At 61.0% G+C, this 25,923-nt stretch carries 14 protein-coding genes; 3 read left to right on the top strand and 11 right to left on the bottom strand.

The annotated features are described in order from the left end of the window. The first annotated feature begins 32 nt into the window (after positions 1 to 32). Positions 33 to 2,801, top strand: coding sequence for an FAD-binding and (Fe-S)-binding domain-containing protein (locus AW06_RS13890; protein WP_034951217.1), 2,769 nt, complete (start codon positions 33 to 35; stop codon positions 2,799 to 2,801). 123 nt (positions 2,802 to 2,924) lie between these two features. On the opposite strand, the gene AW06_RS20705 is transcribed toward AW06_RS13890, so the two are convergent. Then, complete coding sequence (locus tag AW06_RS20705; protein WP_273704702.1) at positions 2,925 to 6,524, bottom strand: PAS domain S-box protein; 3,600 nt, start codon at positions 6,522 to 6,524, stop codon at positions 2,925 to 2,927. 18 nt (positions 6,525 to 6,542) lie between these two features. Then, the gene (locus AW06_RS13880; RefSeq protein ID WP_246148203.1) at positions 6,543 to 7,736 is read right to left on the bottom strand and encodes an ABC transporter substrate-binding protein; all 1,194 of its coding nucleotides are present in this window, start codon (positions 7,734 to 7,736) and stop codon (positions 6,543 to 6,545) included. A 195-nt stretch (positions 7,737 to 7,931) separates the two neighbouring features. On the opposite strand from AW06_RS13880, the gene AW06_RS13875 reads away from it, so the two are divergent. Beyond that, a complete protein-coding gene (locus tag AW06_RS13875; RefSeq protein ID WP_034951215.1) occupies positions 7,932 to 8,789 on the top strand; it encodes a DMT family transporter in 858 nt (285 codons plus the stop codon). 13 nt (positions 8,790 to 8,802) lie between these two features. On the opposite strand, the gene AW06_RS13870 is transcribed toward AW06_RS13875, so the two are convergent. The 3 genes from AW06_RS13870 to AW06_RS13860 all read right to left on the bottom strand — a co-directional run bounded on the left by AW06_RS13870 (position 8,803) and on the right by AW06_RS13860 (position 15,216). After that, positions 8,803 to 12,231, bottom strand: coding sequence for a glycosyltransferase (locus AW06_RS13870; protein ID WP_034951213.1), 3,429 nt, complete (start codon positions 12,229 to 12,231; stop codon positions 8,803 to 8,805). 113 nt (positions 12,232 to 12,344) lie between these two features. Then, positions 12,345 to 14,543 (bottom strand): discoidin domain-containing protein, encoded by a 2,199-nt coding sequence (locus AW06_RS13865; RefSeq protein WP_273704701.1) that lies wholly within the window; start codon positions 14,541 to 14,543, stop codon positions 12,345 to 12,347. Between the two features lie 313 nt (positions 14,544 to 14,856). Then, the gene (locus AW06_RS13860) at positions 14,857 to 15,216 is read right to left on the bottom strand and encodes a DUF2917 domain-containing protein (protein WP_273704700.1); all 360 of its coding nucleotides are present in this window, start codon (positions 15,214 to 15,216) and stop codon (positions 14,857 to 14,859) included. 147 nt (positions 15,217 to 15,363) lie between these two features. Here AW06_RS13860 and AW06_RS13855 point away from each other — a divergent pair, with 147 nt between their 5' ends. Further along, a complete protein-coding gene (locus AW06_RS13855) occupies positions 15,364 to 16,782 on the top strand; it encodes a PLP-dependent aminotransferase family protein (protein WP_034951209.1) in 1,419 nt (472 codons plus the stop codon). A gap of 275 nt (positions 16,783 to 17,057) precedes the next feature. Here the strand turns inward: AW06_RS13855 and AW06_RS20700 are convergent, their stop codons facing one another. From AW06_RS20700 to AW06_RS13825, 6 genes are all read right to left on the bottom strand, one after another. After that, positions 17,058 to 18,338 carry a DUF4384 domain-containing protein gene (locus tag AW06_RS20700; protein WP_273704699.1) on the bottom strand — a complete coding sequence of 427 codons (1,281 nt, stop codon included), beginning with the start codon at positions 18,336 to 18,338 and terminating at the stop codon, positions 17,058 to 17,060. 7 nt (positions 18,339 to 18,345) lie between these two features. Next, positions 18,346 to 19,113 carry a triose-phosphate isomerase gene (tpiA, locus tag AW06_RS13845; RefSeq protein WP_034951208.1) on the bottom strand — a complete coding sequence of 256 codons (768 nt, stop codon included), beginning with the start codon at positions 19,111 to 19,113 and terminating at the stop codon, positions 18,346 to 18,348. 77 nt (positions 19,114 to 19,190) lie between these two features. Then, positions 19,191 to 20,447: a phosphoglycerate kinase gene (gene pgk / locus AW06_RS13840; protein ID WP_034951205.1), complete on the bottom strand. Its 1,257-nt coding sequence runs from the start codon at positions 20,445 to 20,447 to the stop codon at positions 19,191 to 19,193. 309 nt (positions 20,448 to 20,756) lie between these two features. After that, positions 20,757 to 22,352 (bottom strand): phospholipase D-like domain-containing protein, encoded by a 1,596-nt coding sequence (locus tag AW06_RS13835; RefSeq protein ID WP_034951203.1) that lies wholly within the window; start codon positions 22,350 to 22,352, stop codon positions 20,757 to 20,759. Positions 22,353 to 22,436: 84 nt separating this feature from the next. Beyond that, positions 22,437 to 23,939 carry an endonuclease/exonuclease/phosphatase family protein gene (locus tag AW06_RS13830; RefSeq protein WP_324545255.1) on the bottom strand — a complete coding sequence of 501 codons (1,503 nt, stop codon included), beginning with the start codon at positions 23,937 to 23,939 and terminating at the stop codon, positions 22,437 to 22,439. 174 nt (positions 23,940 to 24,113) lie between these two features. Beyond that, positions 24,114 to 25,871: a carbamoyltransferase gene (locus tag AW06_RS13825; RefSeq protein ID WP_034951201.1), complete on the bottom strand. Its 1,758-nt coding sequence runs from the start codon at positions 25,869 to 25,871 to the stop codon at positions 24,114 to 24,116. Between the last annotated feature and the right edge of the window lie 52 nt (positions 25,872 to 25,923).

Genomic DNA, 25,923 nt, shown 5'->3' with positions numbered 1-25,923 from the left:
AGTCCGACAGGCTGCTAGAGGAGAAGACTGGAATGAAATCGCTAATTTCTGACCTGCACACGCATTTTCCCGCTGATCGGGTCATTGCCGACGAACTGCGCCGGCTGGCCTGGGGCACCGATGCCAGTTTTTACCGGCTGGTACCGCGCGTCGTAGTGGTCGTTGAAAACGAGGCCGACCTGCTGCACGTGCTGGCGGTCACCCGACAGCACCGCATTCACCTGACCTTCCGCGCTGCCGGTACCAGCCTCTCCGGGCAGGCAGTGACCGACGGCGTCCTGGTTCTCATCGGAGAAGGCTTTGCCAGTTTCGAGGTGGCTGCCGATGCACTGAGCGTTCGCCTGGGACCGGGAATCGTGGGCAGCGAAGTGAATCGTCGACTCGCCCATCTGGGGCGCAAGATCGGCCCTGATCCGGCATCGATCGCGACCTGCAAGATCGGCGGCATCGCCGCCAACAACGCTTCCGGGATGTGCTGCGGCACCGCCCAGAACAGTTACCGAACCCTCGCCGGCATGCGTGTCATCCTGGTCGATGGCTGTGTGCTGGATACCGAGGAAGCAGCCAGTGTTGCCGCTTTCCGTCAGAGCCACGCCAGGCTTCTCGATGAACTTGAATGCCTCGCAGAGCAGACCCTTGCCGACACCGCCCTGGCCGGCCGTATCCGGCACAAGTTCAAGATCAAGAACACCACCGGCTACAGCCTCAACGCGCTGGTCGATTACCGCGATCCGCTCGAAATCCTGACGCATCTGATGATCGGCTCTGAAGGCACGCTGGGCTTCATTTCCCGAATCACCTATCGCACGGTGGTGGAAGATCCATGCAAGGCCAGCGCGCTGATTTTCTTTCCGGATATCGAGACCGCCTGCCAGGCCGTGGTTCGCCTCAAGCCACAACCGGTTTCGGCGGTGGAACTGCTCGACCGTGCCGCCCTGCGTTCCGTGGAAAACAAGCCCGGCCTGCCACCGATCATCCGTGCGCTCGGCGATTCCGTCGCCGCCCTGCTGGTCGAGGTTCGTTCGCAGGATACCCACGGGCTACAGGCACATATCGATGCCGCCCTCGCGGCCATTACCGGCGTTGAGACCGTCGAAGCGCCGTACTTTTCGACCGACCCGGAAACCTGCGAAATGTACTGGAAAGTACGCAAGGGGACCTTCCCCTCGGTCGGCGCGATGCGCCGCGCCGGCACGACGGTGATCATCGAGGATGTGGCTTTCCCGATCGCATCCCTGGCTGCGGCCACGCTCGACCTGCAGGCTCTGCTCAAGCAACACGGCTACCACGAGGCGATCATCTTCGGGCACGCTCTGGAGGGCAATCTGCACTTCGTGTTCACCCAGGACTTCGGAGATCCGGCGGAAGTGCAGCGCTACGCCGGCTTCATGGACGAGGTCTGCAAGCTGGTGGTCGAGAAGTATGACGGCTCGCTGAAGGCCGAACACGGCACCGGGCGCAACATGGCACCTTTCGTCGAAATGGAGTGGGGCAAGCAGGCCACCGACCTGATGCGCCGCATCAAGATGCTGTTCGACCCGGAGAACCGCCTCAATCCCGGAGTCATTCTGAATGACGATCCTGCGGCGCACCTGCAACACCTCAAGCCCATGCCTCCCGCCGAGGACATCGTCGATCGCTGCATTGAATGCGGCTTCTGTGAGCCCCTGTGCCCCTCGCACCAACTGACCCTGTCGCCTCGCCAGCGCATCGTCAGCTGGCGCGAACTGTCGCGGCGCAGCGCTGCTGGCGAGCCTGCCGGCGCACTTGGCAAGGATTATCCCTACTTTGGGCTCGATACCTGCGCGGGTTGCGGATTATGCTCCACCGCCTGTCCGGTGGCGATCAATACCGGCGACCTGACCCGTCGCCTGCGCGGCCGCGCCCAGAGTGATCTCGCGCGCAGCGTCGGCCGCTGGACTGGCGAGCACTTCGGAGCCGTCGCTTCGACTGCCCGCCTGGGATTGCAGCTCGGCCACCTGGCCAGTGCGGTCGTTGGCGACAAGGCACTTGGCATACTCTCCGGTGGCGCCTGGAAAACGGCCATGCCGCGCGCCGGCAGGGCGGTCAGGGCGCATCAGGTTAACGGCGATCCGGTGGTCTACTTTCCGGCCTGCGGCGGACGGATTTTTGGGCCGAATGCCGCAGGCGAAGCGCAACTCGGCGAGGTGATCCAGCAAGTGCTGGTCCGCGCCGGTTATGCCCCCCGCCTGCCACAGGAATTTGATCGCCTCTGTTGTGGCCAGATGCTGGCCAGCAAAGGCCTGGCTGAAGAAGCCAACGCCAGTGCCGCGCGCCTCGAGGTGGCACTTGACGCCGCCAGCGAGCACGGCCGCTACCCGATCATCATGGATGCCAGTACCTGCAGCGTGCGCATGCAGGAGTATCTGGCTGGTCGCCTGCCACTCCTCGACTTCCACGAATTCGCCCACGACGCGCTCCTGCCCAGGCTCAGGCTGGTCAGGCAGACCGGCCCGATTGCTCTGCACATCAACTGCAGCGTACGCAAGAGCGGTTCGGACGCCAAGCTGAAGAAGGTCGTCAGTGCCTGTGTCGAACAGGTGATTGCTCCGGCAGGGGTGTCTTGCTGCGGCTTCTCGGGTGATCGCGGTTTCGTGGTGCCGGAGTTGAACCAGCATGCCCTGCGCAAGATTCACGACGAACTGCCAGCGAGCTGCATGCGCGGCGTCTCCAGCAACCGAACCTGTGAAATCGGTCTGACGGCAGAAAGCGGGCGGACCTATCGTTCTGTTGCTTACCTGCTGGAGGAGTGCAGCCGAACACCTACCATGGAAGATTGATTCAGGACAACCCCTTGTCATCACCGCCACCAGTCAGACCTTCGCTGGCCTTCCGGGGGCATTTTTCACCTCTCGGATGACCGGATTTGGGGGACATCTCAGGGCCAGACTTCCTTCGCCCTTTTACGCAGGCACCGAACGTTCCTGGGCGGACCGAGGCAGCATCAGGGTAATGCCGACCCCGTGACCAGGTGAACTGGCCACCTCGACCGTCCCGCCGAGAATGCCGGTTACCAGATTATAGACGATGTACAAGCCCAGCCCGCTGCCACCCTGCCCCAGGCGGGTGGTAAAAAACGGTTCGAAGATACGGTTGAGCGTTTCTGTGGCAATACCCACGCCATTGTCAAGATAGCGAATGACCAATTGCTGCTCGCCGAGGGCCTGCGCCTGCAACTCGATGCGCCCCTCGTCGATACCCTCAAAACCATGCACCAGCGAGTTGGTGACCAGATTGGTAATGACCTGTTCAAGCGGCCCGGGGTAACTGTCCATGACCAACCCGGCCGGGATGTCCACGTCGATCCGGTGCCGCGTGTGCTTGAAGGTCAGCCGCAAGGTGACCAGCATTTCTTCGACTAGCTGACCCAGGTCGAAAGAACGACGACGGGCACTGCTCTGGTCCACCGCCACCTGCTTGAAGTGCCCGATCAGGTCAGCGGCACGAGCACTGTTGCGCTCCAGGAGAACGACAGCTTCGCGACCCTGGCCGAGAAACTCGTCCATCTGCGAGCGACGCAACGTGCCGGTAGCGAAAGCGTCGGCAATGTCGCGCAGTTGCCCGGCGAACAGACTGGCGACGAGGCGCGTGTTGCCAAGGGGGGTACTCAGTTCGTGCGCGACGCCAGCGACCAGATGGCCGAGTGCTGCCAGCTTCTCCGACTGGACGAGTTGCGTCATCGCCCGCCGCAACTCGGTAGTACGCTCGGCGACCAATTCCTCGAGATGGTCGCGATGCCGCTGCAACTCCTCCTCGGCACGCTTACGCTCGGTGACATCGAATATCAGTGACAACAATACCCTTTCATCGCCAAGACGCAAGGTCTCCGCTGCATAGAGTGCCTCTCGAACATCACCCGTCCTGGTCCGGAAACGCATGGGCGTTTCCGGGAAAAAACCATCCCTGCAAAGTTGCGCGATCATCCGTTCGCGCGCCTCAGGATCGACCCAGACCCCGAGTTCCTTGGCAGTATTCCCAATCAATTCTTCGCGGCCATAGTCCAGCATGCGCTCGAATTTGACATTGACGTCGATGAAGCGGCTGCTTTCGATTTCCGAAATGCCCATCGGCGCCGGACTCAGATGGAAGGCCTTGGCGAAGCGTTCCTCGCTTTCCCGCAATGCAGCCTCGGCGCGTCTACGCTCGGTGATGTCCAGTCCGACACTGAAGATTTCCTGCACCTGGCCTTGCGCATCGCAGATCGCCTTGTTGGTCCAGGCAATCCACACCCGCTTGCCGTTGCGGCACATGTTCTCGTTGCTGTGATGAGTGAACTGCCCGGGGTCAAGAACGAGGTCCTGGACGATCGCCCGAAGATCTGTCCCGTCATCGGCAAACGGCGGGACGATTGTCCCGACCACATGCTGTCCCAGAAGTTCTTCCTCCGAGTAACCAAAGAACTCCAGGCCAAACTCGTTGATGAAGATGATCATCCCCTGCGAATTCAGGCGCACGATGATGATATTGGCATTCTCGACGAGTTCCCGGTATTTGTGCTCGCTCTCCAGCAGTGCCCGATCCGCCTGCTTGCTCGCGGTAATGTCCCGGATTGTGCCGATCATCTTGATCGCCACACCGTGCTCATCAAATTCGAGTTCCCCGAGTCCATGCACCCAGCGCTCCTGACCGTCGCTATAACGAAGGATACGGTACTGCCGGTCAAAGCGATTTCCTCTGGCGAGGACGTGGTCGCCAAGATGCTCGAGCATGTCCTTCCTGTCTTCCGGATGGACAAGGTCGGTCCAGCCAGCGACGGTCTTCGGAAAGGAACCATCAATGCCGAAGATCTGGTCGAGCGTCTCAGAACTGATCCAGGTACCTGCACGTACGTCGAAATAATAGGAACCCAGGCCACCGACTTCCTGCGATCGTCTGAGAACAAACGCACTCTCGCAGAGTGCCTTGTCAGCCTGGTCACGCTCTACCCGCACGCGCAGCACCCCGATGCCAAAGGCCAGATCGCCGGCCAGTTCACTCAACAGGACGATTTCATCGCGATCGAAAGCATGCGCTGTTGCCGAGAAGATATTCAAGACGCCGAGTGTTCCGGATTGGGCCAGAAGCGGCAACGCGAACAGCGCGGCATAGTCGCGTTCGCCAACGGCCACACACCCGGGCGTGAAGCGTGGATCACTGTCAATGTCCTTGATCACGCAGGGTTGACCACTGCGCATGACCATGCCATGAGATCTGCCTGCACACTCACTGTCCGCCGAACCGATGTTCCACTCGTCGAGAATACCCTCTTTGTGGCTGGACTGCGCGACCACCGGACGAGGCGTACGGGCCTTGTCACCCTCGGAGTAAACCACATGGGCCCTATGGTAGCCACCAACTTCAACGATGATCCGGCAGACCGTGTTGACCAATTCGCTTTCGTCGGAGCTGCGGATCAGTACCTGATTGCAGTCGCTGATCATCCGCAATTGCCGGTTGCTCCGGCGCAGTGCTTCTTCGATCTGCTCCCGACGGGCGATATCGTCGATCAGGTGTGCCTGTGCGAGCTGGAGGCTCTCAACCATCTTGTTGAACGACCTGGACAAACGCGCTGACTCATCGGCGCCAAGCTCCGGCGCCCGCAGATCGAGCCGCTGCAGACTGACAATGCTGTCCGCCGTTTCGCTCAGGCGCGCCAGCGGCTCGACGATGCGAGCCGACAACCGCTTGCTGACCAGGAAAACCAGTAGCACGACAGCTCCGCCAACCAGAAAATAGCCGGCAATCAGGTAATGCGTGGCGACAGAAACCGTCTCGGAATTGGTGTAGAGCTGCAGTTCGGGACGAAGTGGAAGAAAACTCTCGGGGAGATCCAGACGCCTGAAGAGCATGGGCGGGTCTGAGCCCCTGTGACATCCCTCGGGAATCGGTATCTCGCGTTCCCCCATCCGCAGCATCAGGCAGCCCCCTTGTCCCATGAGCATGCCGGAATCGGTGAGGAGCGATTCATACTTGAGTACGGCGACCACGGCGCCTTCGATGCTTCCTGTCGGCGGAAACACGACGGGAGCGACAAACAAAAGATTTTCCTGATGCGCCAGCTCAACCTGGACATGCCCCCCTGCCAGCGCGGCCCTCAGGGCGAGAGAACCCTGGTGGTCGAAGCGCCAGTCAGGATCATTGGCGGCGATCGGCTTGCCCTCGAAATCGACGAGCCACAGCTCGCCCTCCCAAGCGCCCGGAAAGGCCTGATCGCGCAGGAAAGGAATCAGGTATTGGTCGCGGCCCAGGGAATCGACCAGACCGTTGCTGATGAAGGCATTGGCGGCCATCGCCCTGAGCATTCGATCGAGCGAGCGAATCTCGAATTCAAGCTGCCGAGCAACGACTTCTGTCTGGGAGTCAAAGGCAATCCGGGCGTTTTCGGTGATCAGGCGCTGGGAAACCAGGAAGGACAGTGCCGCAAGAAAGGTCGCAGTGGCGGACGCCAGCGCCCCCATCAACAGTGCCAGGCGCACAGCGAGGCTTGCCTTTGCGCGTTCGCGCAGCCTCGACAGGAAGTTCACGGCTGCCGTATTCGCCGGCTAACGACGCCCGTGCGCAACCGGGACGATGGCCCCATCGGGTGCATAACGGGTCATGATTACGTCGGATTCGCTCAGTGCATCGTGGCGCCCTGCATCAAAGGGGCGTCGATAACGCTTGATCAGTCCATCGTAGTCGCGCACCTCTTCGAGCGCCTGTCTCACCGCCAGCCGATCGGTCGACCCGGCATGGTTGATCGCACGAGCCAGAATGTGGGTCAGGTCGTAGGCATGGGCGAGCCCGGTCGGTGAAGCAATGGCACGCGCATCGGGAAAGCCGAAAAGAAGATTTGCAGCATCCAGCACCTGGCGCGTGCGCGGCCGCTCATCGCCGATGAAACTGTAGGTCTGAACCATGACGAAATCCACCTCGGGCAACACCGAGCCCGCGGCTTCTGACATCTGCCCACCCGACACCCCCCAATGGGACAAGACGGGAAGCCGATCGGCCTTCGGCAGGCTCGCCACTTCCTTCAGCAGGATCGTTGCTTCGCGGTCGTTCGCCACCAGCAGGATGGCCTTGGCTCCCAAGCGCTTGAGATCGAGGTACTTGTCCAGGAGGCTCTGATCCTGCCAGTTGAACCAGCGGACGCCAACCAGTTTGAGCTGTGGTCGAGCCTTCGCCGCATACTGTTCCGCCGCAGCCAGATTGCTTCGCCCCCAGGTCGTGTTGAGGGCCATCATTCCGAAAGTTTTGATCCCCTTGCTGCTGCCGTACCGGAGCAAGGCGGGCATGGCATGGCTGTCACGAAGGGACAGCCGAAAAACATAGTTGGGCGAAAAGCCGTTGTCGGTGATGAGGTCGGCCGCGGCCCATGGGTCCAGAAGAATCAGCGGCAAGGCGTGCACGGTCTCCAGCGCCTCGATCACGGTCGGGCTGAATCGACCACAGAACACGGCGACCAGGTCCGTAGCCTGGGCGAATTCCCTGAGATTGCGGATACTGCGCGCAGGGATCGTCCCGTTATCCTTCTTGACCAGTTCGAGTGGTCGCCCTCCGAGAACACCACCACTGCGGTTGATTTCGTCGATGGCGATCAGGATGCCTTGCTCGATTGCCTGCGCCGAGGTACTTCCTGGCCAGGAAAACTCCGCGTCAAGACCGATCAGGACGGGCCCTTTTGTCGCCGCAACGCCCACAGGAAGCGACGTCAGGATCAGCGTCCACAGCAACGAGACCAGCGCCCAACGCACCAAGATCGCCTTGACCACCATGCCTCCCTGAAACAGATGGGAAATCCTGCCCTGCCGACAGCAGTATAAGCAGCCCGACAAACCGTGGTCAAGCCGGAAACCGGCGTAGCCACTTCGGCGAAAGAATTCCTCTGCCACAGACTTGAGGAAAGCTTGGGGTAATATTCGCCGTTTCCTGCCTTGCGAAGCGATTACATGCAATCCCTGTGGATGCTTCTGGCCAGCCTCTTCTTCGCCTGCATGGGGGTATGCGCCAAATTGGTGGCAGCCACCCACTCGGTGGTAGAGATCGTCTTCTACCGCAGCATCCTCTCGCTGGTCCTGGTGTATGCGCTGGTTCGTCTGCGCGGCGTGCCGCTGGCCACGCCGCACTGGCACTGGCAGATCAGCCGCGGCCTCGTCGGTTTCGCGGCGCTGGTCGCTTACTTCTGGGCAATCACCCGGCTACCGCTGGCGACCGCAGTCACGCTCAACTACACCTCGGCGATCTTTCTCGCGATCTACCTGGTATTCACCGGCCATCGCCTGAACGCCGGCATCATCGGCGCCCTCGCACTCGGGCTGACCGGGATCGGCCTACTGCTCAAACCCAGCCTGCACGCCGACCAACTGCTCAGCGGCCTGATTGGCCTGGGTTCAGGGATGCTCGCCGGCATGGCCTACTTCAGTGTTCGTGAACTCGGCGCGCGCGGTGAACCCGAGAGCCGCACGGTATTCTATTTCGCGCTGGTTTCATCGGCGTGCGGCAGTTTATGGCTGCCGTTTTCCCCTCTTCATCCGGTCGACCTGCGCAGCGGCGTGCTGCTGTTTGGTGTGGCGGCTTTCGCCACCGCCGCCCAGTTGGCGATGACCCGCGCCTACACCAGAGCGAAGCCGCTACTGGCAGCCGCTCTGGCTTACAGTACGGTCGTTTTTTCCAGTCTGTTCGGCATCCTCCTCTGGAATGAGGCTCACGATGCGTGGTCCTGGCTGGCGATCGGCCTGATCGTGTTGTCCGGTCTCGCCGCCACACATTTCTCGCCAGCCAGGTCGGCACGCCGGCCCGCACCCTGAAGCCGGACGCCGATCATCTCGCCGCCTGCACCGTCGCCTTGCGATCGATCTTCCCCCAACCCACGAGTACGCCGCGCAACGAGGTCATGGTACTCTTGATGGCCACGTAATACATCAGCTGACGGTAGAAGAAGCGCTGCCAGAACAGCCAGACGAGCAGCCACCAGCTCTCCTTGCGTTCCATCGAGAAAGCCAGTACGGCCGCCAGATAATCCACCGTCACGAACAGCGCGTAGTAGAACAGCACCTGCCACAAGGCGTCAGGGGAATACTCGTCCGGGTGCTGCACGTGATTGAAGGCGGCCACCGCGAGCGAGCCGATCAACTGCAGATCCATGATCGGCGAGATCAGCGGGAAAAGGACCTGAAAAATGATCACATTCGGCAGTGCGACAAAACCCAGCGCGCCGTAGCGCCGACGGAACAACACGTCGCGGTGTTTCCAGGCCGCCTGCATGGTGCCGTACATCCAGCGGTAGCGCTGGCGGATGAAGCCGCGTACCGTATCGGGCGCTTCGGTCAGCGCCAGCGCCTCGTCCTCATAGGCGATGACATAACCGAGTTTGCGAATTGCCAGCGTCAGATCGGCGTCTTCCGCCAGGGTCACATCGGTAAAGCCACCCACCCGTTCGACCAGTTCGCGCCGCCAGGCCCCTACCGCGCCGGGCACCACGGTGATGCAGTTGAGGGCATCGAAGGCGCGCCGGTCAAGATTCTGGCTGGTAATGTACTCCAGCGCCTGCCAGCGAGTCAGCAGATTGATCCGGTTGCCGACCTTGGTGTTACCGGCGACTGCGCCAACCGCCGGATCGACGAAATGGCGGACCAGTTTGGCAATCGTGTCGCGGGTGAACACGGTGTCGGCATCGAGGGCCACGATGATTTCCGCCTCGGTCTGCGCCATGCCCAGGGTTAGCGCCGCCGGCTTGCCGCCATTGGCTTTGGTCAACACCCGTACGCGCGGATCTTCGGCGAAAGCCGTGCGCGCCACTTGATAAGTGGCGTCAGTGGAGCCGTCATCGACGACGATGATCTCGAATTGCCGGGAATGATCGCAAGCCAGCAATGAGGAGATCGTCTGCACGATCACCTTTTCCTCGTTGTACGCGGGGATCACCACCGCGACTGTTGGCGAATAGGCCGGATCGAAAGCCTGCCGGCGCTGTTGCCAGCGCTGGTACAGGGCAAGCATGCCGACGAAAAGCAAACGCGCGATACCCAGCACGATCCCCAGCAGGAACAGCCAGTGGAGGGTCGCGGCCGACCAGTTGAGCACGCCAAAAGCAGCGCCATCCAGCCAGGTCCGCCACGCGCTGTCGGGCGGCACCAGCGGCATCACCTCATCACGGCTACGACCAAGCAATTCGGAGACGCTGACGAAGCGAAATCCCCGCTGCTGCAATTCCTCGACAATTCTGGGGATGGCCTGGATCGTCTGGCTGCGGTCGCCACCGGAATCGTGTAGCAGGATCATGTTGCCTTCGCCACGCTCGGCCTCTTCGACGGTGCGCCGCACGATCTCATCCACCCCTGGCCGCTTCCAGTCATCCGGGTCGATCTGCATGCCCACCACGAGATAACCCAGGGCCGCAGCGAGTTCGATCGGACGAACCTGCTCGATGGTTTCCGGCTCGGCGTCGACCGCATAAGGGGGACGAAACAACAGCGAATGCCGGCCCACCGTGCTGGCCAGCAAATGCTTGGTCGCCGACAGTTCAAGTTGAAACTGGGTAGCAGAGATCGCCGAGATATTGGGATGGGTGAAGGTGTGATTACCGATTTCATGGCCTTCATCGACTTCCCGGCGCAGCAAATCCGGATGCATCTGACCATTGACGCCAATGATGAAGAAGGTCCCCGGCACCCCTGCCTGCCGCAAGGCATCGAGGATTTGCGGCGTGTACAGGGGATCGGGGCCATCATCGAAGGTCAGCGCGACCTTGCGTTCGGCACCACCATGACGGGTGATGACGTAGGGCGAAGGATAGACCGTGAACTGCTCGGCGCTGATCAGCCCACGCTTCGAGTCGAAAACAATGGTTCGACTGCCCGCCTGTGGTTGGGCAGTAATCTCGAGAATCTCTCCCTTGCCCTCGTAGTCCACGCCGTAGGGAAAGCGAATGTCCCCCAGTTGGGTGGCATGCGCCGCATCCAGTGCGCCCGGCTTGCCGAACACCTGCCACAGCGCTGGGTCTTCGCTGCCCAAACGCCACAGGGCAACGCCGCGCGGCTGTACCGAACGGATCACGACCATCTGATTGAACGCCGTGACTGCATCGAGCATCCACACCTGGTGAATGCGGTCATTGTCGTCAGCGTACTCGAAGGTCGGGTTGAGCGAGACTGGATCGAGCCGGATCCTGCCTTCGGATTCCTTGGCAACCAGAATTGCCTCCTCGAAGGTTCGTTCCTCGGCCGGACGACCTTTCTGCCAGTCGTAAGCGTAATTGCCGATGGCCACGATCATTTTGTCGAGGGGAATGTCACGCTGTCGCTGGCGCAGTACCGAGGCAAACCAGGGCAGGCTGGAAATCGGACCCGGGGCACTGTCATTCCAGTGTTCGTCGTAGGCCATGAGAATCAGGTGGTCGGCGTTACGCGCCAGGCTGCGATAATCGAAAGTGGCGTCGTTGGCCGGCACGTTCACCGATACCAGCAGTTTTTTTGGGTGCATCGCTGCGTACAGTTCCGCCATGAAGCGCTGAAAATCGGGCTGTGCCTTGGGCGGAACGTTCTCGAAATCGATGCTGATTCCGTCAAAGCGATGACGCTCGACATAGGCTGTCAGCTCCGTTACGGTACGCGCCCGCGCCGCCGGGTTGGACAGCATCCGCGCCAGCTTGGCCCCTTCCCATTGATGACCGTTCCAGTTATTGACCAGCGGCACGATCGACGCTTCGGGACGATGTGTACGGATGTACGCAGCCACTTGGGCGGTGCGCATCGGATCGTTTTCGCGCAGAGAACCGTCTGCGGCGGCAAGGTGCAGCCATTCGGCGATCACCATGTCCAGGTGATCAAGGTTCTGCCTGAGCGAACTCATGCTGGCGTCGTCCCAGTTGACGAAAAAACCGATCGCCAGCGTTTGCCGGTTGGGCGTCAGACCCGGTTTGCGGGGTTGCTCCAGCCATTGTTGAAGATTGGCCTCGCGTACCCGCGCCAGCTTGATCTGTTCACTACGCAGGGCGCGCTCACGGCGTGTCAAGGGGCGCTCGGGAGAAAGCACAGGAATGGCCGGCAAGGCGTGCGCGCCTTGCGGCAAAAAGCTGACGCCGGGCAGATGCAGTGCCGGCAGCACCGGGCTGGCAAGAATGCTCAGCACCAGCGCCCCCAACAACAGCGACAGCGTCAGTCCGAGCAGCGTCACGCCTGCCCGCAAGCGCGGCCAGCGCTTGCGGACAGGATCGAAGAAGACCGGTTTGCCGGACGATTCGGTACCCATGGCAGTTGTCTGGGAATCAGCGGGCAATGTCTTCGGGATATCTGGACGATCGCCTTTCGGCAAGTCGGGTCTTCTGCGCATCGTTCTGGCGTTGGCGACAACGACGCTTCACATCAAGGCACGGGGACCGGCGCGGCTGGCTGGGCGGACGGTCCCCGACTGCGGATCACCGTCAGGGACCAGGGCGGCAACTGTACCGCCAGCGGTGCATGCGAGTGTAGTACGCGATGCTCTGGAGGCCGACTGCGTCGCGGGCGACCGTGTTCGCCGTTCGCCCGCCATTGGTACTGGGCGGTAGAAAACCTGAACAGATCGGCCGGACCTTGCAGCCACTCGACCGCCTCCGGATCCGGCCCGGTGAAGCGCAGTGTGACCGACCATGGCCGCTGCGGATCCTTGTTGACCAGCAGCAGCGCCCAGAGGCCGTCGGGGCGTTGCAGCGCGTAAGCGCTCAGCGGCGGCGCCACGGCGGTTTCGCCATCGACATGGGCACGATAGACCCGATGCGCCTGATCCGGGTCCCCGGCCCATTGCCGCGCCAGCAGTCTGGCGCCGTGATAGGTGGCGGTACGCGCCCGAATGTTTCGCTTCTGGTCGGAGAGGAACAGGGTATTGTTGCCCCAGGTTTCGCAATTGACCTGGGGTTCCCTGTCCAGCGGGCTCGGTTCATAACCATACAGATAAGCCGTGCTGCCCCCCTCGGTCAGGAAGGTGGCGACCGTGTCAGCGTTGAACAGGGCGCCGGCCAGGTCGACCTCCGCCTGCGTTGCGAAAGCCGAGTATCCATACTCGGCGATCAACAGCGGCGTCGCGCGCGGCAGACCCTGCCGATAGAGGTTGGCCATGGCTTCGGCGAGCTGGGCCGGCGCCTGCTGCAACTGTGGCGCCGCCGGCGCGCAAACATCGTCGAAGGGGTACCATTCGAACGACAGGAAACCCAGATCGGACGCTCGCCCACGCGCCTGCAGGTAGCTCAGAAACCGGGCCAGCCACGGTTGATCGGGCGCAACCGAGGTTCCTGCCCAGGCCATCATCGGCTCATTCCACAAGGACTGGAACGACGGTCCGCCGAGAATCACGCCCGCATCGACTGTGCGCAACGCGTCCGCCGCCTGCAGGTACAAGGCACCATAGTCTTCCGGAGCAATGTACTGGCCATCCGGTTCCTCGCCAAGTTCGATGCCTCGCAGCGGATAGCCGCGCCGCTTCAGATAGCGCAGCAGTGCGGCGGCATTGTCGGGAGTATCGTACAGCACCCCGACCGGCACCAGCATCGGTAAGCCGTGCGTGAGCCCGCTGGCGAATACCCGGTCGATCCCGGCCTGTTCCACCCCCGGATCCAGATCGACTGCGCGGTGCCAAGGGTCAGTGGAGGAAACGAAAAAGCGGCTCTGGCCGCCGCGGCTGGCGGCGTGGCGAACGGCATCGTGCAACTCGCCGCTCGTTCCTTGTATTCCGATGGCCACCTCCCGCACCGCGAAACCGAGGGCATCGCGTGGATCGCTGGCCCCCGCCGGCGCGCTGGCCGAGGATTCTTCGAGCAACACCCGCAGGTAACGTGCCGGTAACGCCTCCCGAGTCAGGCGCAGAATGCCGTCACCGCCGCGACCCTGCGTCACCAGACCGTCGGGAAAGGTTTGCCATCTGCCTTTGGGATACCCGTCCGGCAGATCCGTGTCTTCACCATCCCAGTATTGCACGGCGTAGCGCACGGCATACGGAATCCCCCAGAAGATGCGGATCGCGTTCACCGGGATTTTGTCTCCCAGATCGGCGATCAACCATTGTGGGTGCCGGTCCTCGCCGGTGTAACGACGGTCCAGATAGGGATTGCTCTTCCAGAAAGTCGCCAGGTCGCCATCGGCCAGCCGCGAATAGCCATCGTCATTGGCCTGGTCGATGCTGTTGCCGCGGCGCGGCAGCCGATAACCAAAGGACACCAGAATCGGATCACCAGGACGGTCGTCCGAAGTCCAGTAACCTTCTGAGTTCTTGCTGTCACTCCAGCGGCCGCGAGGATTCCAGTGCCAGGCCTGGATGCCGAGCTCGGTGCGCAGGCGATAAGTCAGCGGGCGCAGACCGACCGAACGCATAGCGCGCAAGGTTGCCGGACGATAAATGGCGCTCGCATCACCACGTGCGTGCCCGTCCACCCCGGCGCCGAGCGCGGCGGACGGCGTGAAGATATTGCTGGGCCCCGCTCCGAGATCGATGGTCACGCTGGCCGACTCCGCCGCCAAGACAGGTGGCGGAACGACGAAGAGGCCAGCAAGGGCGAGTACGGCGAACAGCGGGGAGGACAAGCCAGGCATGGTTTGCAACCCGGACCAGTGATCGAGAAAATCCGCAGCAAATTCGGACTGGCGGATTGAGGAACATGAGAATCAGGAGTGCAGGGCGAGACCCTGCTCACCGGTGCGCGATCATACGCCCTTTGTTCTTCCTGCCGCAAGGAAACAGAGGCTTCTGAGGTCTGCCTGATGCATGGTCGATCGATGCGCCGATTTTCGATACCGGCAACGCCAGCAGAGCGGCCCTCCGGGAGCAGCTGAGTGTCGGCTGACCGGGCACATCAAAAGGCGCGACTCCCGTGCGCAATTACAGGAGTCGCGCCGGTGGACAAGGCTATGCGCCGAGTTGACGGGAGGCCACCGGCAAGCGAAGCGGGGAATGCCGAGCGCGCAACGGCCGGTCGGAAAGGCCGCGCCGCAACTGCTGCCACTGGGCTCGCAGGAAGGTCGCCAGGGGCCGCGCAGCTTTTTCGAAGCGCACCTGCCCACTGCCAATGGCTTCCAGAAGGGCAAGGCCACGGCCACGGACAAGGTGACTGTCACCTGGCACCAGCAGAATGTCGCCGGCTTCGCCCGCGACCGTCAGCCAGACCACGCCGGCCGTGCAGTGGATGCGCACACCCCGGGCAGAGAGCAGCCGGATCGGCGCGTTGTGGCTAAGGCAAAGCTCGGTGTTGTAGAGGTCGATGTCCATGGCAGTCTCTCCTTGTGTTGACGAATCGCAGTGTAGAACGTTCGGCTTTCATGGTACAGTTACAAGAAAGAGAAATTGTAACCAGCACAATTTGCTATTTTTCGAATTGTACTGGTCATTGTCCGGGACAACTGTACTGGTGAGCCAATGCAAAACGAGCTATTGCGTTACGAACGACTGGCGGAGGATCTGGGAGGCATCATCGTCGCCGGCAACTTGCGGCCGGGCGAACGCCTGCCATCGGTGCGGCGTCTGTCGCGCGAGCGGCGGCTTTCGGTTTCAACGGTACTGCAGGCGCTGCACCATCTGGAGGATCGCGGTCTTGTCGAAGCCAGGCCGCAATCCGGGTACTTCGTGCGCCATGCGGCATCGCCGCGCGCCCAGCCGAATGCCCGCTCGACCCCTGAAGCGCCGGTGCCGGTCGACGTCAGTCAGCGTCTGATACGCGTCCTGCAAACCGGCATGCAGCCGGGCGTCGTGCCACTCGGAGCTGCCCTACCGGCGTGCACGCTGTTACCACTGGCCGCGCTGCAACGACTCTATGGCGGCGTCTTGAGGCGCCATCCGCGGCTGCTCGAGGGCGGCAGCCACATCAATATGGACGAACCGGCGCTGATTCGCCAATTGGTGCTCTGTTCGGTGGGCTGGGCCGGACCACTGGCGGCCAACGAATTCGTGATCACCAATTCCTGCACCGAGGCTTTGGGACTCTGCCTGCGCGCGGTGACCCGGCCTGGCGACACGGTGGCAGTCGAATCGCCGACTTATCACCTGATGCTGCAACTACTTGAAGTTCTGGGACTCAAGGCGCTGGAAATTCCCACCGATCCGCGCACCGGCCTGTCGATCGAGGCGCTTGACCTGGCCACCCGCGAAAGCGGGGTGGCTGCCTGCCTGCTGGTGCCCAACGCCAGTAACCCGCTCGGCAGCATCATGCCCGACGAGCACAAGCGCCGACTGGCCAAGCTGATGGCCGAACGCGGCGTGGCGGTGATTGAAGACGACATCTACGGCGATCTGCATTTCAGCGGCGAGCGTCCCTGGCCGATCAAGGCTTTCGACAAGGCCGGCAATGTGATGCTCTGTTCTTCTTTTTCGAAATGTCTGTCGCCGGCCCTGCGTATCGGTTTCGTGGCCGCCGGCCGCTACCGGGCGCAAGTCGCCCTGCACAAGACAATCACCAGCGGTGGCACCAATCCGGTCACCCAGCAGGTCCTCGCGGAGTACCTCGAATCGGGCGCCTACGCGCGCCACATGCGCGGACTGCGACGCACCTACGAGCGCCAGGTGGACGCCATGCGCGCGTCGGTGGCCCGGCACTTCCCGACCGCCACGCGCATCACCCGGCCACAGGGCGGTTTCGTGTTATGGGTCGAACTGCCCGAGGGGGTGGACACCACCGCGCTCTACGATCGCGCCATCGCCGCCGGCGTCGCTTATGTCCCGGGAGAACTCTTTTCGGCCAGCGGCATGTACCGAAACTGTTTGCGGCTCAACTGCGGCAACCCGCACACGCCCGAAGTCGAGGACGCCGTACGACGCCTTGGTGGCTTGATCGCTGGCTGAGAGCTTGTGAAAAAATCGTAGCGAACAGTGCGCAATGCAAGGCGCGCGGAAGCAAACAACGAGACATCCCAAGTGGATGGACGGGAGGAGTGAGCGACTGAGCAACGCAACAGATCGGTCGCGCAGTAGATGTATTCACAAGCTCCGACCTTTCGGCAGCAATGTCTGGCTCTTCAAACCCTGTGGTTTCGCTTGTTCCCCCCGCCTTCCTTCAGTGGCTTCTCGCCAGAAACGAGACGATCAATCCGGACACCCGGACACCGACACCCGGACACCTATTCCCCGATCCGGATGTCAATCACGCTCAAATCCTCGTCGGCAGGCGGGATCTTGGGGATTGGACTGCTTTCGAAGTACAACTGAATCTCGCGTTCTCGACGCGTCTTCAGCGCAGCAGATTCCTTGCCGTTGACCTTGATCCAGCGCCGTAACTGGAACGGCACGCGCTCATGCTCGCCAGCATTGACCGCTTTCAGCAGCGTCGATTTCTGCAGATTGCCGACGCCCACGTTGTAGGTGAAATCACAAAGCGCCGCATACTGCCCGTCGCTGAGCGCCGTGGTCACCATGCCCATCACCGCCAGCTGTGCCCGCCGCAGGTCCTGGACCAGCAGCGAATCACCTCGTGGCTCGCTGATGCCTCGCCGGAACTCGGGTGGTTCCTGACCATCGCAAGGTGCTTTCTTGACCAGGTGACCGTAGGCAATGCTGCAATAGCTTGCGGCATCGTTGTACAAGCGCGGCATGAAGCCCTCCGACACCTTGGTCAGGCGGATACCTTTTTCATGAATCGGGCGCGGCTTGATGCCCTTGGGCAGACTTACTCCGTCTTTGGATTCGAGCAGTATCCCCGGCGTCAGACGGTCTTCGAATCCGGCGCTTCGGCCCGGCATGCTCGCTGCGTCACAGGCATCACTCGCCGCAGCGCAGACCCCCCCGTACGCCATGCCGCCGAGCAGCGGCGCGGCACGCGGCAGCACCGCGAAGCTCTTCCCCGCCAATTGCCTGAGCTGGTTGCGGCTGACGATGGAAAGCCGGGCGAATGGGTCCTGCATCGCACCCTCTCCGTCGCGCTCGCCGTCCCCGTTCTGGTAGAAGTCCAGCGCTTCCCTGCTCAGAAAAGCTGCCACCAGCGTTGTGCCGTCGGGTGGCATGGCTTTCAGCTCGAACGTCATCTGCGCGTTCGGAATCGTCAGTGACCCGGCGGAAACGCGATTGTCAGGGTGATGCCGGTTTGGAAACAGCACGGTCGGCACATCGTCGGGACCAACGCTGAGCACGTTGAGGTAGCCTGCGCGCGGAATATCGATGCGGACCACCATCGCTTCGCCTTCGCGATGGAAAGTCTTGTCGAGTTGCACCGACAGGCCACCGGCCAGCATGGCGGCATCCTCGGCGATGCGCCAGAAGGTATGGCTGGCCGCAGACGTCGCGACTCTGGCTACAGCGCCCTGCGACGGCGGAACGTCCTGTCCGAACGCCCCGCCGATGCCCATCGCCAGTGGCCACACGATCGGCCAGAGCATCATCCGGTCAGTGATGCCGCGTCTGATCATGAAAAGACTACTTGCCGATTGATTCGCCCGGCGTGATGATGCCGAGGAAGCTGTCTGCCTTCAGCGCTGCACCGCCGATCAGGCCTCCGTCGATGTCCTTCTGGGCCAGCAGGCCGGCCGCATTCTCGGGCTTCATCGATCCACCGTACTGGATCGAGATCGACTCGGCCACGTTCTCTCCATACCGTTGCGCCAGCAGGCCGCGGACAAAGGCGTGTGCCTGCTGTGCTTCGTCGTCGCTGGCGGTGACGCCTGTACCGATCGCCCAGACCGGTTCGTAGGCGATCACCGTGCGCAGGGCATCGTCGGCGGAAAGACCCGCGTAAGCACCATTGACCTGGGTGGTCAGAACGCTTTCGAGCTGGCCGCCCTGCCGCTCGGCAAGCGTCTCGCCAATGCAAATGATCGGCGTCATGTCGAGCGACTGGACCTTCTTGACTTTCTTGTTGACGGTTTCATCCGTTTCGCCGAAGTAGCTGCGCTGCTCGGAGTGACCGATGATCACGAAATCGACACCGATTTCCTTGAGCATGTCGGCGCTGACCTTACCGGTGAAGGCACCCTGGTTTTCCCAGTGCACGTCCTGCGCCGCCAGCTTGACATTGCTTCCCTTGACCACCTCGGCCACCTTGGCGAGAGCCAAGTAGGTCGGGGCAATGGCGACGACTACATTCTTGATGTCCTTGGCTGCAGCGACGACGTCGGCGGCGAGCTTCACTGACTCGGCGACGGTCTTGTTCATTTTCCAGTTGCCGGCGATAACAATCTTGCGCATGGTATTCCTCGATGTGACGATGTGATATTACAGAATGGCTTGACAGGCAGCGGCCCCGAGCGGGGCCGCCGACCGCCTTACTTTTCGGAAAGAGCGGCGACGCCCGGCAGGACCTTGCCTTCCAGGTATTCGAGCGAAGCGCCTCCGCCGGTCGAGCTGTGCGTGACTTTCTTGTCGGCGCCGTATTTCTTAGCGGCGGTGGCGGTGTCACCGCCGCCAATGACGGTGATCGCACCCGCAGCCGTGGCCTGGACGACCGCGTCAGCCATGGCCCGGGTGCCGGCTTCGAACTTCTCGAATTCGAAAACGCCGGCCGGGCCATTCCAGATGATGGTCTTGGCCTTCAGGATCGCGTCGGTGAAAATCTTCGTCGATTGAGGACCGCAGTCGAGCCCCAACCAGCCGTCGGGAACGCCATCGACATCGTTGGCGGTGCCGGTGTTGGCGCTGGCGTCAAACTTGTCGGCAATCACGAAGTCGACCGGCAGCAGGATCTCCTTGCCTTTTTCCTTGGCTTTCTTCATCAGGTCCGGGACCAGCTTGGCGCCCTCCTCGTCGTACAGCGAGTTACCGATCGGCATACCCGAGAGGACTTTCTTGAAGGTAAAGGCCATGCCGCCACCGATGATGATCTGGTCGGCCTTGTCGAGCAGATTGTTGATCAACTGGATCTTGTCGGCGACCTTGGCGCCGCCGAGGATCGCCAGCAACGGCCGCTGAGGCGTTTCGAGAACGGCCGAGAAGGCAGCCAGTTCCTTGTTCATCAGGTAGCCGGCAGCACGATCGGGCAGTTGCACGCCGGTCATCGACGAGTGGTCGCGGTGCGCCGTGCCAAAGGCATCGTTGATGTAGACGTCGGCGAGCCGGGTCAGCGAAGCGCGGAAGGCCTTGACGTCTTCCGGATTGGCCTTGACCTTGGCAACCGAGCCGTCGGCGCTGGTGACCGTGCCCTTGCCCTCTTCCTCAAGGTGGAAGCGCAGGTTTTCGAGCAGGATGACTTCGCCGGGCTTGATCGCGGTGCAGGCGGCTTCGACTTCCGGCCCGACACAATCGGCCAGAAACTGTACCGGGCGTCCGATCAGACCCGCAAGCGCGGTCGCCACCGGTGCAAGACTGTATGCCGGCACGACCTTTCCGTCGGGACGACCGAGGTGGGACATGAGAATGACGGCGGCACCGTGGTCCAGCGCATATTTTATCGTCGGCAAAGCTGCCTCGATCCTCTTGGTGTTGGTGATGGCGCCGGTGGTCTTGTCCTGGGGGACGTTGAAATCGACGCGAATCAGCGCGCGCTTGCCTTCGAGGGCAAGATCTTCGATGAACAGTTTGGACATGATTTCCTCGATAGTGAGAGGGTGTTGAAAAAGGCCGAAATCAGAATGGGATGAAAGCGATGCAGGGACAAAAGCGTCAGGGTGTCGGTCGGTGGAAAGATTTGCGAACAGAACACCTTTTCGCCGCTGCGTTGGGCACATGATGCCCCCCTGCGGTCAAGCGTTTCAGACGCGTAGACGAAGTATCCTTGGCGCCGGTAGCAGAGTCAATCGTCTGTTGTCAAGAGGATTGTGCATCACGTTGTGCATCATTTGGCCGTAGCCGGCAAAGGGTTTCTTGCCAGCTGTCGCGCAGCCAGATCGCAGGCTTCAGTAATAGATCCGGAAAACGCGCTGGATCTGCTCAAACTCGTACAGATACGCTTTCGCCATTTCGCGATTGGTGGCCACGACCGTCAGGTCATGGGAAAACACCGACGTGTTGTACCAATTGAAACTGCCTTCGATAACCGTCGCTTCGTCGATGATGCAGTACTTGGAGTGGATCGGCGAATAGGGCACCGGGTGATCATCCTGTCCATACACCAGGCCGACCGCAATCCCCGCCGTCCGCAGTCCCTGCGCGGCCGGTAGGAGCGGGCGATTCAGCTCATCGTGCATCGAACGCTCGACACCCACCTTACCCTGCCGTGCGAGATGCCCGTTGAGCAGGATATGGACATGCACACCGCGGTGTTTGGCGTTGATCAGCGCATCAATGACGCTGTCGCCGTGCTCGCCCAGGAGGTTGCCGATCAGGAACAGCGTCAGCTTGATCGAATGCCTGGCGCGGTGAATCTCGGCCAGGATGGCATGATGCGGGAGGTAATGCTTGCCGTTGAGCAGCGCGTGTCGGCCGTAGGTGTAAAGCAGGTTGAAATGGCTGAGCGGGTCGATGCCATATCGTTGATTGACGCCGCCACGCTCGCTCTGGAAGATGTTGTCGAGCAGACGACAGACCCCTTTCGAATGAAAGGTCATTCCCGATTCCCAATTCGCCCACCAGCGATCGAAGGTGATGTTGAACGAACCCAGGATGCAATCCTCATCGTTGAAGATGACGAACTTGGTATGCATGTCGGGATCGACCTCGATCAGATGATGTTGTGGCGTGCAGAAAACGCCCAGCAGTTCGATGCCGGCACGCTTCAGGCGCGAGTAGTTCGGACTGTTGGTGAGCGTCATCTTCCGCCAGTCGACGATGCACTGTACACAGACGCCGTTTTCACTAGCGTGTACGAGGTGGCGAGTGAAGTCGTAGTCGTCGATGCAGTCGACGCTGACCTTGATGGTGCAGAAGCGATTGGGGTGAGCGTGCTTGCTGCGAATGACCTTGTCGATGTGATCGTGAATGAAGCGTTTGGGATGGTATGGGTGATATTGCTGGCCCTTGGTGAACTTGGGAATCAGGCGTAATGATTCAAAATGGTGGTTGTACCAGTCCACATCGCACTGCAACTGCCAGGCGTTCACCTCATGCGTGCGATAGGGGTTGTTGGTCGCCCATTCCGGGGTGATCCTGCGATATTGCGGCGACTCCTCGCGCAATTGCTGCCAGTCCATGAAAATGTATTCGAGCTGCGAGGCGATCGAGTGTTCGTCGAGGTGCACCACAAAGGCCAACTTGATACAGTTGGCCGGCCCGAAGCTACTGGACGAGGGATGGATGTAGAAATCCCGGGTGCGCCGTTTGTGATGGTTCCACTGGATATCGTAGGGATCGGTATCGACAATATAGGTTTCGCAAATATTATTATTTCGATAGACCCTCAGGATGACTTTCACATTTACCTGGGTGCCGAAGTACACATCGAAGCTGATTTTTCCCCAACGCAAATAAAATTTCTCGTTAAAGTCGTTCACCCGAACGAAAGGCCCTCCCAGGTTGCCATGGATGGGTAGTGCGTATTGCTCTGCTGTTCTCATGATATCGAGACCAAACGGTCTATGCTATTTAATGTGTGCTCGCCAGAATCCGTGATGGGCAAATGAATTTGCCGCACCCGCAGCTCATAGAGGCTCGAATGTTACCAGGTAGCCGAAATGATCGGAGACTCGCCCATAATCCTCATCAGTGAACACGATCTGGCCGGAGATTGCGTGCAAGCGACTCCCTCTGCGAAGAAACACATAATCGATTCGATGATCGTCTTCCAGCGCACGTTCCCAAGCTGATTCCCTGGCCTCAAAAATCTTGCGGAAAATCTGCGGCGAGTTGGCCGACAGAAACTGATCTGCATACTCGTTTGAATTGACGACGAATTGATAGCCCCTGGAACCGGCCTTGATGTTGAAATCCCCGCAAAGCATCGTGGCCGTGAGTTCGCTGCTGTGTTCATCGCTGGCCCACTGCCGCAGATTGTCGAACTGCTCCGCAAATCCGTCCTCCCACCAGCTCAGGTGCGAGGAGAAGACATTCAGCAAACCGAAATACGGCACCCTGACCTGGGCCATGACGACCTTTCTGGAGTGAATGCTGTAGGGGTCGGAACTCGCCGAGACATATTTCGCAGCATGTTTCTCGACCGGATATCGGCTGAGAATGGCCACCCCCTCGCGGTAATGCCCAAAGCCCAGATGCGACCAGTCCGTCACCAGGTGATAGGGGGAGACGAGACGTTCGTTGATGATCCTCGCCGTATTCGTTTCCCAGTCGCCCTCGCCGTCATTCCAGAGTTCCGCCACTTCCTGCAGACAGACGATGTCAACATCGAGGGAACCAATCGCCTTGGCGATTTGCGAAAGCTTGTCATCCTGGTTCTCTTCCTGCCGGCAATGCAGGTTCAGGATCAGCACCTTGAGCGGCAGGCGCTGGACTGTATAGTTCTTGCCGAAATTGTCGTCCCAGAGGACGCGCTGGCGGGTTTCGCAGGAAAGCCGGTATTGCACCCGCCACGCGTCGTCCACCTTCAGCACGGCATTCCAAATCTGGCAGCCGTATTGATTGGGATTTCTCGCATTGCTGAGATACTCCCGGTCCCAGTACTTGCTCAGGTGTCGGCAGTGCGCCTTGTGCGTGCGCTGCCAATCGTCGGCAGTCCAATGCACCGTAACGCCCTTGGCTTGCAGACTCTTTTCGGTTGCCACGACAATCGGCAGAAAGCATTGGCCATCGGCCAGACTATGCTCGTAGCCGACATTCAGAAGCGGGCGCCGATCCGCCACCAGGATTCCTGAATCGGCCTGAATGGCATGGTTCCTGCCGTGATTGTTATCCCAGTATTCCTTACCCAGAACGCGATAGCGCAAGGCGAACTCGACATTTCCGGGTAGCGGTGCGGCGGTGACCAGGGGGAATGTAGCACGGGCGAACCAGTACTCCTTGTCCTGATCAATGCGGCTGTGATACGTCGCCGCCAGGGTATGCCAGACCCCGTCTTCACCGGCCCAGACGACATCGACATGCTTGTCGAAAGCGAGATTCTCCACCCACATCAGAAACGACAACTCCTGCTCTGCCGTTTTTCTGCCGATTACGTTTTTTGCAAATAGAAGATTGATTTTATTCATCATTCACCAAATGAGCGCGCCGCTACCGGAGGTCCATCGGCACTCTAAGCAAAAGAAGGCGTCCATCAGCGCCGAAATAGCGGGAGGCCGCCGCAAGCATCGACGCCGACCCGGTGACGCGAGTGTCTGGCGATTCGAACGCACGACGCAAAGTATCTCCCGAGCGCTGCTGCCTCGTCAAATCGGCAGCGCCGGCGTCTGCGCGGCCGCCTTGGCTACCAGCAGGTCTTCCATGACCAGGTACTGCAGGTCGCAACCGAAGAACATGTTCAGCGCGTCGGTCGGCGAACAGATCATCGCTTCGCCACGACGATTGAGCGAGGTATTGAGAACGACGCCGTTACCGGTCAGTCTTTCCAATTCGACCATCAGGTCGTAGTAGCGCGGGTTGAATTCGCGCCGCAGTACCTGCGCACGCGAACTGCCGTCTTCGTGCACGACTTCGGGGACGCGTTCCTTCCAGCCTTTCGCCACTTCGAAGGTGAAAGTCATGAATGGCGCCGGATGGGCACTACCGAGCATCTGCGGGCCGACACGGTCGAGCATGCTCGGGCAGAACGGGCGCCAGCGCTCACGGAACTTGATCTGCGCGTTGATCCGGTCGGCAACACCGGGGGCACTCGGGCAACCGAGGATCGAACGGCCGCCCAGGGCGCGCGGGCCGAATTCCATTCGACCCTGGAACCACGCCACCGGCTGGCCTTCGGCAAGCAGCCGGGCGATGCACTGAGGCACATCGTCGAGCCGCTGCCATGACGGGCGCGCCGGATGTCGGGCACAGGCGGCAATGACGTCTTCGTTGCTGTACGCCGGGCCAAGGTAGACATGTTCCATTTTTTCGACCGGGACACCGCGCGCCACCGACACGTAGGCGGCTGCGCCGACGGCCGTTCCGGCATCGCCGGAAGCCGGCTGGACGAAGAGTTCGCGCACCTCCGGGAGGGCGATGATCTTCTGGTTGAGCTTGACGTTGAGCGCGCCACCACCCGAAAAAGCGAGCCGGCCGGTCTCGCGTAGAATGTCGCCGAGGTAATGTTCGATCATCTGCAGCGACAGATCCTCGAAGAGTTTCTGCATGCTTGCCGCGTAGTGGATGTAAGGATCGTCGGCGATGTCTCCCGCACGCCGGGGACCAAGCCAGTCGACCAGCTTCGGAGAAAAATAGTAGCCCTTGCCTTTCTCCTTGTAGCGGCGGACACCGATCACGTTGGCGTAGTCGGTGTTGATTTTCAGTTCGCCGTTCTCGAACTTTGCCAGACGCGAGAAATCGTAGCGGTCCGGATCGCCGTAAGGCGCCATTCCCATCACCTTGTACTCGCCGTCGAGCATTTCAAAGCCCAGATACTCGGTCAGGGCGCCATACAACCCCCCCAGCGAATCGGGGTCGTAGAATTCCTTGATCTTGTGAATTTTGCCGTTCTCGCCGTAGCCGAAAAAGGTGGTGGCATATTCACCCTTGCCGTCGATGCCGAGAACCGCGGTTTTCTCCCTGAATCCAGAGCAATGGTAGGCACTCGCCGCATGCGCCAGATGATGCTCGACCGGCACGACCTCGACCTTCTTGAGATCGAAACCGAGTTGCAGCAGGCACCACTCGATACGCCGGCGGTAACGGAAAAATCGTCGGTTGCCGGTCAGAATGGCGTCTAGCGCCCGCTCGGGAGCGTACCAGTAGCGTTTTGCATAGTGCCAGCGCGCCGGTTCGGCGAGGCTGATCGGGGCAAACGGAATGGCCACCGCATCGACCTCGGCAGGCGTGATGCCGGCAAACTCCAGACAGAATTTCGCGGCCTCGTAGGGCATGCGGTTCTTGGCGTGCTTGTCGCGAACGAAGCGTTCCTCCTCTGCCGCCGCGACGAGTTTTCCGTCAATATAGAGCGCCGCCGAAGGATCGTGGGTCAGCGCGCCAGACAGTCCGAGTAGAGTCAGTGCCAAGGTCGAAGTCTCAGAAGATCAGGGGTGCGGCCCGCACAGCAGTGCTTGCCGG

The organism is Candidatus Accumulibacter cognatus (assembly GCF_000584975.1).
GTDB lineage: Bacteria > Pseudomonadota > Gammaproteobacteria > Burkholderiales > Rhodocyclaceae > Accumulibacter > Accumulibacter cognatus.
Note: the sequence above shows the minus strand (reverse complement) of the source record. Positions and strands in the feature narration are given on the sequence as shown.